A 3437-nucleotide genomic window follows, 5' to 3' on the forward strand; every position below is an offset into this window, starting at 1 on the left:
ATTGAGGAATTGAGGAATTGAGGAATTGAGGAAGAAGCACAGACAGCGCCGGATATGGCCCGCTTTTTCTCCAATCCTTCAGTTCTTCAATTCCTCAATTCTACCTGTCATCCCACCCGCGCACGTGCCTCCAGATAGCGGCTGATCGCAGCATTGAGCTCGCCGCCAAGGATGAAGATCGCCGAGACCATGTAGAGGAAGACCACGGCGATCATGATCGAGGCCAGGCCGGCATAGGTCGTCACATAGGACGAGAAGTGGTCGAGATAGGTGGCGAAGATGGTCGAACCGATAAGCCATGCCGCCAGCGTGAAGACGATGCCCGGCACCAGCGAGACGAAGCGGCGCTTGCCCGCCGGCAGCCAGAAATGCACGGCAAACAATCCGCCGACAATGACCGCCGAAGCGATGACGTAACGCCACAGCGTGATGGTGCCCATATAGGGCTTGATCCAGTCGATATGGGCTTCGGCGATCCGCGCCAGCAGCGGCGCGAACACCAGGAGCACGCTGATCGCCAGGAAACCGGCCGTGGCGATGAGAACGAAGATGATGCTCTGCACCCGGCGGTAGATGATGCCGCGCGTTTCCGAAACGCGATAGGCGCGGTTGAGCGACGTGCGCAGCGCCTCGATGCCGTTCGACGCAAAATAGGCAGCAAGCACCACACCATAGGTCAAAAGGTCGGTGCGCCGGACGGTCAGCACATTGAGCACTTCGCGCGCGATCGGCTTGGCGATCTGTTCGGGCCAGGTGTCGAAGACCAGATGCACGGCGGTGTCGGAGAACGCCTGCGCGCCCAGGAAGCTCGCCAGCGTCGTCGCGAAGATCAGGAACGGGAACAGTGCCATCAGCGATGTGATCGCCAGATGGCTGGCCATCGCCCAGCCGTCATCGGTGTTGAAATGGCCGAGCGCGTCGTAGAGGACCCGCTTGAGGGCTACGATCTTCCGCAACAAGAACCGCGCCCTCCAATTGTCTCCACGCCGGGAATATGGGAAGGGATTGCGGCAAATGGCAACCCTTGGCGAAACCACGAACAGTCCGGCGCGAAAGTTGCGCTCGATTATCATCACCGGTGCGTCTTCGGGAATAGGCGCGTACTGCGCCCGCGCGTTGAAGGCAGAAGGCTGGCGGGTGTTCGCAACGGCGCGCAAGCCGCAGGACATCGCCGCGCTCGAAGCCGATGGCATCGAGGCCTTCTATCTCGATTATTGCGAGCCGGACTCCATCGCCTCGCTGGTGGCGGCGGTGCTCGACCGCACCGGCGGCCGGCTCGACGCCCTTTTCAACAACGGCGCCTATGCGCAGCCGGGCGCCGTCGAGGATCTGCCCGTTGCGGCGCTCAAGCAGCAGTTCGAGGCGAATTTCTTCGGCTGGCATGATTTGACCCGCCGGCTGGTGCCGGTGATGCGCCGCCAGGGTGACGGCCGCATCGTCCACTGTTCGTCGATCCTTGGCCTCGTGCCGGTGCGCTTTCGCGGCGCCTATTCCGCGTCGAAGCATGCACTGGAGGCCTTGATGCTCTGCCAGCGCCAGGAACTGGCCGGCAGCGGCGTCCACGTTTCGCTGATCGAGCCGGGGCCGGTGAAGTCGAAGATCGCCAGCAATGGCCTCATTTGGTTTCTCAGCAACATCGACCACGAGAATTCCGTGCACCGCGTGGACTATGCGGCGCAACTCGAGCGGCTGCGGACCGGCGGCAGCCAATCGGCCTTGAAGCCAGGGCCGGAAGTCGTTCATGCGGCGCTGCGCCATGCACTTCTGTCGCGGCGCCCACGCCCGCACTATGTGGTAACAGTGCCGGCCAGGATCGGTGCGGTGCTCAAACGCATCCTGCCTGCATCGATGCTTTACCGCCTGATGGCCAAACGCGCCTGAACGCCAAAACAACTGGAACGAAACAATGGCAACCGTCTTCAACATTCTCGCCATTCTGGTCATGGTCGCCGTTGCGGTCGTGCTTGTTCGTGGCCTCATCAATATGATGCGCGGCGGCTCCGGCGTCACATCGAACAAGCTGATGCAGGCGCGCGTCATGCTGCAGGCCGTGGCGCTGGTGCTGATCCTGCTTGCGGTGTATTTCACCCGCAAGTGAGGGATGTCGGCGGGGAGGCGAAATGGTCAAGCTCAACAAGATCTACACCCGCACCGGCGATGATGGCACCACGGGTCTCGGCACCGGCGAGAGGCGGCTGAAATCCGACCTGCGGGTAGACGCCTACGGCACGGTCGACGAAGCCAATGCCTGCATCGGCATCGCCCGGGTCCACACGGCCGCGATCCATCCCGCGATCGACGCCATGCTTTCCCGCATCCAGAACGATCTGTTCGACCTCGGCGCCGATCTCGCCGTGCCCGACGACGGCAAGCCGCTCGGCTATGAGCCGCTTCGGATCGTCGCCGTGCAGACCGACCGGGTCGAAAAGGACATCGACCTTCTCAACAAGGAGCTTCAGCCGCTCAAATCCTTCGTGCTCAATGGCGGCACGCCGGCAGCGGCGGCACTTCACCTTGCCCGCACCGTGGCGCGGCGGGCCGAAAGGCTGATCGTGGCCCTTGCCCAGGATCCGGACGAGCACGTCAACCGCGACGGTCTGAAATACATCAACCGGGTCTCGGATTTCCTGTTTGTCGCCGCCCGGGCGGTCAATGACAACGGAAACGCCGACGTGCTATGGGTTCCCGGCAAGAACCGCTGATTGTCGAAAGCGGAAGAGGGCCTGGGGCATGTTCATCCCGCTTTACGACACCAACAGGCTGCGGCACATCAGGCTGCAATATGTGACCATCGGGCTGATCGTGGTCAATGCCCTGGTCTACCTTGCCACCGCGCTCGGCGGCGAGAGTTTCTCCAATGCCGCCGTGCTTGGTCTCGGCTTCATCCCGTCGGTCGTCCATGACACCGCCGAGCTCGATCCCCGTTTCATCGTCATCCCCGAAAGCCTGAGCTACCTCACCTATTCCTTCCTGCATGCAGACATCTTCCATCTCGGCGGCAACATGCTGTTCCTGTGGGTGTTCGGCGACAATGTCGAGGATGCGCTCGGCCACATCCGCTACCTCATCTTCTACCTGTTGTGCGCGATCGCCGGCGCCGCTTTCCAGGGCCTCGTCGCCTGGGATTCGCAGGCGCCGCTGATCGGTGCCTCCGGCGCCATCGCCGGCGTGGTCGTCGCCTATCTGATCCTTTATCCCAGGGTGAAGGTCTGGGTGCTGGCCTTTGCCCGCATTCCGCTCCGCATCCCGGCCTTCATCCCGCTCATCTTGTGGGTGCTGTTCCAGGTGGTGATGTTTGCCGCCGGCGGCGAGGACCAGATTTCGTGGGCCTGCCATATCGGCGGCATCATTGCCGGAGCCGTTCTTGTGCTCGTCCTGCGCAGCCGCGGCGTGCCGCTGTTTGCCGGCGCCGACGAGGACGTCGCGCCCACCGCTCC

At 62.7% G+C, this 3437-nt stretch carries 5 protein-coding genes; 4 read left to right on the forward strand and 1 reads right to left on the reverse strand.

Features of this window, described 5'->3' with window-relative positions; translation table 11 throughout:
• Nucleotides 1–107: 107 nt before the first annotated feature.
• A complete protein-coding gene (locus EN939_RS25950; RefSeq protein ID WP_127270626.1) occupies nt 108–959 on the reverse strand; it encodes a YihY/virulence factor BrkB family protein in 852 nt (283 codons plus the stop codon).
• 55 nt (nt 960–1014) lie between these two features.
• Between EN939_RS25950 and EN939_RS25955 the strand changes: the two genes are divergently transcribed.
• The 4 genes from EN939_RS25955 to EN939_RS25970 form a co-directional block, all read left to right on the forward strand.
• Nucleotides 1015–1881, forward strand: coding sequence for an SDR family oxidoreductase (locus EN939_RS25955; RefSeq protein ID WP_127270628.1), 867 nt, complete (start codon nt 1015–1017; stop codon nt 1879–1881).
• 25 nt (nt 1882–1906) lie between these two features.
• Complete coding sequence (locus EN939_RS25960) at nt 1907–2098, forward strand: twin transmembrane helix small protein (RefSeq protein ID WP_013529428.1); 192 nt, start codon at nt 1907–1909, stop codon at nt 2096–2098.
• Between the two features lie 22 nt (nt 2099–2120).
• On the forward strand, nt 2121–2702 hold the full coding sequence (locus EN939_RS25965) for a cob(I)yrinic acid a,c-diamide adenosyltransferase (protein ID WP_127270629.1): 582 nt from the start codon (nt 2121–2123) through the stop codon (nt 2700–2702).
• A 28-nt stretch (nt 2703–2730) separates the two neighbouring features.
• A partial coding sequence (locus EN939_RS25970) for a rhomboid family intramembrane serine protease (RefSeq protein WP_164751218.1) occupies nt 2731–3437 on the forward strand: 707 nt, incomplete at its 3' end.

Origin of the sequence: Mesorhizobium sp. M7A.F.Ca.CA.002.05.1.1 (assembly GCF_003998335.1) — a bacterium.
Taxonomy (GTDB): Bacteria; Pseudomonadota; Alphaproteobacteria; order Rhizobiales; family Rhizobiaceae; genus Mesorhizobium.

Coding starts and splice junctions, on each gene's coding strand:
- EN939_RS25955 (WP_127270628.1), top strand. CDS start 1,015: ATGGCAACCCTTGGCGAAACCACGAACAGTCCGGCGCGAAAGTTGCGC.
- EN939_RS25960 (WP_013529428.1), top strand. CDS start 1,907: ATGGCAACCGTCTTCAACATTCTCGCCATTCTGGTCATGGTCGCCGTT.
- EN939_RS25965 (WP_127270629.1), top strand. CDS start 2,121: ATGGTCAAGCTCAACAAGATCTACACCCGCACCGGCGATGATGGCACC.